Source organism: Candidatus Frankia alpina (assembly GCF_902806485.1).
In the GTDB taxonomy this organism is placed as follows: domain Bacteria; phylum Actinomycetota; class Actinomycetes; order Frankiales; family Frankiaceae; genus Frankia; species Frankia alpina.
On the sequence record NZ_CADCWT010000249.1, the window covers coordinates 1 to 6352 of the forward strand.

Here is a 6352-nt window from a genome sequence, read left to right on the forward strand (position 1 = left end):
GAGGCCGGGTTGACCTTGCGACCGCCGCGGGTGACGAGCTGGGGTCGGTGTGGGCAGACTGCGCTGATCCGGGTCCGGGGGCCCGGTCGGGGCGGGTGTCGGTGGCGGGGATGGTCTGCTACCGGGCCGGTCAGGCGCCGCGGTTGTTCTACCGGAGGCTGAAGCACCATGGCCGTAAAAACGAGCCGAAGTCGTGTGCCTGGTGGGAGTACCGGGACCTGATCGTGGAGGTGCGCAGGCGGTTGGGGCGGCCGGTGGTGCTGGTCTGGGACAACCTCAACCGGCACCGGTGCGCGGAGATGGCCGCGTTCGTCGCGGCGAACGCGCTGTGGCTGACCGTGGTCGCGTTACCGTCCTATGCTCCCGAGCTGAACCCGGCGAAAGGGGTGTGGTCGGTCCTCAGACGCGGACAGATCGCCAACCGTGCCTTCGGCAGTATCGACGAGCTCGCCGCACTGATCGGGCGTGACATGGCCGGGTTCCCACACCGCCCCGATCTCCTCGAGGGCTGCCTCGCCGGCACCGGCCTGACCTGGGGTACGTCATGATCCCGACCAGAACCAGCATGATCCAGCAACATCATGATCCAACGAAATCACACATTAAAGATCAGTAAATGCGAAGAGCCGGTATTCGTACCTCGGGCGCGGAGGCGGTCGTCAAGTCTGGCAAGCAGGGCAACTATCTCGCCTGCGGTGAACTCGTAGCTCTCGGTCACGCGGTGACCAGCTCGCGGGCGGGGAAGAAGATGTTGAGTTCGCTCAGGAACTCCGGTGTTCGGGCAATGACTTGATCGCGGGTGAGAAATGGATGGTCGGGAATCTATGGCTCCGGCAGGCGCCGGCGCTCCCGGTCGATGGCGGGGCTGCCTCCCAGGCACAGACGGCGTCATCGCCGTCCTCGCTCTCGCGGATGATCTTAGCGGTCGCCGGGGCGGACATGACCCGCGCACGACGCGCGGCGGCAAGGCCCTCGGCTATGCGCTGTGCGCGGACACAGAACGCAGCGGTCGGCCTCTCTGATTATCTAATCAGACAACGTCGCCGGCGGAAACTCCAGCTACCGTTGGCAGGCGCGACGTCACCACCGTCAAGGAAGACCAGATGTTCGGCCTCCTGCCCTGACGTCTGTCTGGGGCATCGACCCCTGCCGCCGGCCGAAGGCGGGTGAAACCGGTGTGTAGGGGTGGTGATACCGCCGTTGTCTAGCCTCCTGTTCAGAGCGCGCGGCCCCCTCCGGGCGCCGCCACCGCTTCATCCGCACCGCTTCGTTCGTAACGCCTCACCCGCATCCCTGCCTGCCCGCATCCCGTGGAAGGAAGACGTGTGACAGTTTTGCCCGCAGTCCAGGCCGGCGGCCTGGTCAAGAGATTCGGTGACGTTCGCGCTGTCGATCAGATCGATCTCGAGGTGCGCCACGGCGAGATCTTCGGGGTGCTCGGGCCCAACGGCGCCGGCAAGACGACGATGCTGAAGATGCTGGCCACACTGCTGCCGATCGACGGCGGCCGGGCCGAGATCTTCGGCGTCGACGTCGCCGCCGAGCCCCACCGGGTCCGTCAGCTCATCGGAGTGACCGGCCAGTACGCCTCCGTGGATGAGGATCTCACCGCCGCTGAGAACCTGTGGCTGTTCGGCCGGCTCCAGGGCCTGCGCTCGGCGGACGCGCGTGCCACCGTGCGCCGGCTGCTGGAGCAGTTCGGTCTGGGGGAGGCCGCCGAGCGGAGGATCTCGACGTTCTCCGGCGGGATGCGCCGCCGGCTCGACCTCGCCGCTTCCCTCATCACCCGGCCGCCGCTGATCTTTCTGGACGAGCCGACGACCGGTCTCGACCCGCGCACCCGCGGCCAGATGTGGGACACCATCCGCGAGCTCGTCGACGACGGCTGCACCGTCCTGCTCACCACGCAGTACCTGGACGAGGCCGACCAGCTCGCCGACCGGGTCTGCGTGATCGACCACGGCCGCAAGGTCGCCGAGGGCACGCCGGACGAGCTCAAGAACCAGGTCGGCGACTCGACCCTGCAACTGCAGCTCGCCCCCGGCGCCGATCAGGAGCTCGCCCGCGCGGTGGTGCGCCGCGTGCTCGGCGAGGAGCCGGTCACCACCCCCGAGTCCGGCCGGCTGAACGTTCCGCTCGACGTCGCCGACCGGGCCGCCGACGTGCTGATCGCCCTGCGCGAGGCCGCCGTCGCGATCGCCTCGGTCAACGTCGCCAAGCCGACCCTCGACGAGGTCTTCTTCGCCCTCACCGGCCACGGCCCGACCGGGGCCGTCACCGGTCAGGACACGTCCACCGACATCACCACGGAGATGGCCCGATGAACACCGTTCTCGCCGAGCCGGCCGTTGCGGGTCGGCGGCCGGCCCCGGTCACCGACCCGGCCGCCGCCGTCGCCCGCACGCGGGCCCGCCCTGGCGTGGGGGGCACCTTCACCCAGACCCTCGCGATGGCGTGGCGGTCGTTGAAGAAGATGCGCCGCAACCCGGAACAGTTCTTCGACGTCGCGTTGCAGCCGCTGCTGTTCACCGCGATGTTCGCCTAGGTGTTCGGCGGCGCGATCTCCGGTGACGTCCACAGCTACCTGCCGCTGCTGATCCCCGGCATCGTCGCCCAGACGGTGCTCACCACCTGCATGGCCACCGGGACGCAACTGCGGGAGGACATGGACAAGGGGGTCTTCGACCGGTTCCGGTCGCTGCCGATGTCCCGGATCGCACCGCTGGCCGGCCCGATGATCGCCGACCTGCTCCGGTACCTGATCGCGGCGAGCCTGACCTACCTGATGGGCCTGATCCTCGGCTACCGGCCCGGCGGCGGGGTGCTCGGCGTGCTCGGTGCGATCCTGCTGGCGGTCCTCACCGGCTGGGCGATCGCGTGGGCGTTCACCTGGATCGGCACGGTCGCCCGCAGCGCCCGCGGCGTGCAGGGGATCTCGATGATGATCCTCTTCCCGCTGACGTTCCTGTCCAACGCGTTCGTGCCGTCGAAGACGATGCCGGGCTGGCTGGAGTCCTTTACCAAGGTCAACCCGGTGTCACATCTCGTCTCCGCCACCCGGGACCTGGCCAACAACGGCGTGGTCACCGGGCAGGTGGGCTGGACGCTGCTCACCGGGCTCGTCGTGGTCGTGATCTTCATGCCGTTGTCGGTCCTCAGCTACAAGCGGAACCTGTGATCCGTGGCCCGGCGGTACGTCGTCGCGCCGTCCGGCCAGCCGCTCGACGAGGACGCGCGCCTCGTCGAGTAGCTGCGCCGGGCGCCGACCGTCGTCGTCCGCCCGGGCCGCCGGGAGTGCCCCGGGCGCCCGGCGTTCGGTGAGCGCCTCGACCCGCGCCCACCGCAGCGAAGGGATCGTCGCGACGTAGGAGAAGCGTTGCGCCAGCGCGAGCAGCTCCACCGCCTCCCGCACCGTCGGCCCTGCCTGCCGGCCGTCGCGAAGGCCCCAGGCACCGAGCGCGAACAGCACCGTTCCACACGCCGGGTAGTCCAACGCGGCGCCGCCGCGCCGCATGACGTCGACGCACCGGCGCAGAGCGGCGCGGAACAGGTCGTGGCCGGTGGCGAGATCGTCGGTGGTGGTGGCGTGCCAGGTGAACGCGGCCAGCGCCACCGCGTCACCGACGAGCGCCCCGGGCTCGACGCCGGTCGGTTCGACGCCGGGCCACCGCATCGCCCGCAGCCCCTGCGCCGCCTCCAGGTAGCGGCGCAGGCCGCCGGCCGCGTCGCCGCGGGCGAGCTCGAGCTCCGCCCGGCCAATCGCCGCCATCATCGGACCGCTGTGTAGCGTGTCGCTGGGCGGGCCGATCCGGGCGAGGTACTGCTCGGCCGCGTCGAGCCGGCCGTCGTTGATGGCGTCGAGCGCCAGCAGCACCCGCAGCTGCGCGACATCGTCGTGGGCACCGAGCCGCTCCAGGACCGGCAGGGCCGCCTGGGCGTGGGAACGGGCGGCCGGCAGATCCCCAAGCTGCATCGTCAGTTCGGTGAGACGCGTGTGCATCAAGGCCGTCAGCCACGGCCCGTCCCTCGGTGCGGCCAGTGCCAGCGCCCGGCGTGCGGCCGTGGCTGCGGCCTGCGCGTCGCCGGCGTTCTCCCGCTGATGGGTCAGCCACGCCAGAGCGTGCAGGCGGGCGGGTGTGCCGGTCGGGATCGTCCGCCAGCCGCGCGAGCCGCGTCTCGGCCTCCGCGATCGGCGCCGCCGGGGCGAGGGCGAGCAGTACCCGTGTCGTACCGACCAGCGACGGATCGTCCGCCGTCTCGGGGGCCAGCCGTGCCAACAGGTCGCGGACCTGCGACGGGAGAACCCCGTCACCCATGAAGATCGCAGTTCTCGCCACGGCGGTCCCGGCGGCCAGCGCCGCCGGGACCAACCTGGGCGGCGGTGTCCAGCCGGCCAGCACCGCGGTGACCGCGTCGTTCAGCGTCATCATCCGGACGTGCTCGCCGCGGATCGTCCAGAACTGTTCGAGCACCGTCACCAGCCGCGCGAGCGTCTCGGCGTCGTCGCCGGCCAGCGTGGTCCGCAGCTCGTCGGCGAGGTTCGTCTCCTCGGCCGCGATCGCGTCGATCGCCGCGAACTGCCGCTCGGTGGACAGACCTGCGCCGTGTCGGGTCGCGTGGCCGACCGCCCAGTCCCGCTGGGCGCGGCGCGCCGATGCCTGCTCGCCGGCCTCGGCCAGCCGTAGCCGACCGAACTCGCGGACCGTCTCCAGCATCCGGTAGCGCACCCCGACGGCCGACTCGCGCACGCTCAGCAACGACTGGTCGACGAGGTTCTGCACCGTGTCGACGGGATCTGAGCCGTCAGCGGGACCGGGGACGGTCCGCCGCCTCGAGGGTGAAACCGTCCGGGAAGAGCGCCAGCCGGCGCAGCGACCGCCGCTCCGGCTCTGCCAGCAGGTTCCACGACCAGTCGATCACCGCGAGCAGCGTGCGGTGGCGGTCCGGGGCGGCCCGGTCCCCGCCGCGCAGCAGGGTGAACCGGTCCGCCAGCCGCCGGTCGACGTCCTCCACCGACATCGCCCGGACCCGCGCCGCCGCCAGCTCGATCGCCAGCGGAAGCCCGTCGAGCCGGTCGACGATCTTGCCGATCACCTCACGGTCGAGCCGGACGGTGGGGCGGCGGCGCGCTGGCAGAACAGCTCGATCGCGTCGGCGCGGGCCAGTTCCCCGAGCTGGTAGACCCGCTCGGCGCCGATCGCCAGCGGGGCCCGGCTCGTCGTGAGCACCCGCAGGTCGGCGGTGGTCGCGACGAGGAAGGCGACCAGCTTGGCGACGTTGGCGACGAGGTGCTCGCAGTTGTCCAGCAGCAACAGGCCCGGCCCCCGGGCGAGCCGCGCGGCGATGCGGGCGCGCAGGTCGGCGCGCTGCGCGGGGGTCAGCGCCCGGGGCTCGCCGATCGAGTCGTGGACGCCGAGCGCGGCACCGATCTCGCCGAGCAGGTCCTCGGGTGCCGTCACCCCGACGAGCTGCACGACATGCACCACCGGCAGCGTGCTGTCCCGGGCGAGCAGGTACGCCAGGCGGGTCTTGCCGAGACCACCCGGCCCGACGATCGACACCACCCGGGACCGGTCCAGCAACGCCCGCAGCTCGTCGACGTCGTGCTGGCGGCCCAGCAGGGCGTTGGCGTCGTACCGGATCCCGTCACGGATGGGCCGCTGGTCGAGGACGAGCAGCTCACGTTGGATCCGGGCGAGCGTCTCCCCGGGGCTGATGCCCAGCCGCTCCCGCAGGTCCCGGCGGTAGCCCTCGAAGCGGTGCAGGGCCGCTCCGGGCCCGCGCACCGCGGCCTCGCTGCGCAGCAGGTCGGCCAGCAGGCCCTCGTCGTCGGGCCGCTGCGCGTGGGCTGTCTCCAGGATCGGGAGCGCCTCGGGATGCCGGCCCGTCCGGCTCGCGGCTGGCCGCCCGGCGGACGTCGGCGAGCGTCCCCCGATCGTCCGCCGGCACCGGCGGCAGCGACGCGCCGAGCTCGAGCGCCTCACGGGCCCGCTCGGCGGCGGCTTGAGGATCAGCCGCGATGAGTTTGGCGGCCTCGGCCACCAGCCGGCCGAGCAGGCAGCTGTCGACCTGCACCGGCGGGAGGCCGAGCCGGTAGCCGTCGCCGTCGCGCACCACCGCGCCGGCACCGCAAGTCGCCCTGGTCCGGGAGACGACCACCTGCAGCCCCTTGGTCGGGTTGGCCAACGGCTCCCCGAGCCAGATCAGCTCGACCAGCCGCCGGGACCGCACCGGCCGCCCGTGCTCGGACGCCAGCGCCGCCAGCAGCGCCTGAGGCCGGTCGCCCGCCACCGGGGCGCCCTCCCAGCGCACCCCGTCCAGGAGGGTAAGACTCACGACCACGCTGATCAGT

The 6352-nt window shown here is 72.0% G+C and carries 5 protein-coding genes and 1 pseudogene; 4 read left to right on the forward strand and 2 right to left on the reverse strand.

Translation table 11 applies throughout. The features are described 5' to 3' along the window. From G6R25_RS19895 to G6R25_RS27970, 4 genes and pseudogenes are all read left to right on the forward strand, one after another. A partial coding sequence (locus G6R25_RS19895; RefSeq protein ID WP_205447272.1) for a transposase occupies window positions 1-548 on the forward strand: 548 nt, incomplete at its 5' end. 777 nt (window positions 549-1325) lie between these two features. Further along, on the forward strand, window positions 1326-2324 hold the full coding sequence (locus tag G6R25_RS19900) for an ATP-binding cassette domain-containing protein (RefSeq protein ID WP_163554162.1): 999 nt from the start codon (window positions 1326-1328) through the stop codon (window positions 2322-2324). Beyond that, window positions 2321-3178, forward strand: a pseudogene (locus G6R25_RS19905) (ABC transporter permease). Before G6R25_RS19900 ends, G6R25_RS19905 begins: the two are co-directional and overlap by 4 nt. Before the next feature lie 1136 nt (window positions 3179-4314). After that, on the forward strand, window positions 4315-4722 hold the full coding sequence (locus G6R25_RS27970; RefSeq protein ID WP_235949187.1) for a hypothetical protein: 408 nt from the start codon (window positions 4315-4317) through the stop codon (window positions 4720-4722). An 81-nt stretch (window positions 4723-4803) separates the two neighbouring features. On the opposite strand, the gene G6R25_RS27975 is transcribed toward G6R25_RS27970, so the two are convergent. Both G6R25_RS27975 and G6R25_RS27980 read right to left on the reverse strand, forming a co-directional pair. Beyond that, window positions 4804-5094, reverse strand: coding sequence for a hypothetical protein (locus tag G6R25_RS27975; RefSeq protein ID WP_235949191.1), 291 nt, complete (start codon window positions 5092-5094; stop codon window positions 4804-4806). Further along, window positions 5091-6128, reverse strand: a complete 1038-nt coding sequence (locus tag G6R25_RS27980; RefSeq protein WP_336502169.1) for a BTAD domain-containing putative transcriptional regulator — start codon at window positions 6126-6128, stop codon at window positions 5091-5093. Before G6R25_RS27980 ends, G6R25_RS27975 begins: the two co-directional genes overlap by 4 nt. Window positions 6129-6352 lie beyond the last annotated feature (224 nt).

Coding starts and splice junctions, on each gene's coding strand:
- G6R25_RS27970 (WP_235949187.1), top strand. CDS start 4,315: ATGAAGATCGCAGTTCTCGCCACGGCGGTCCCGGCGGCCAGCGCCGCC.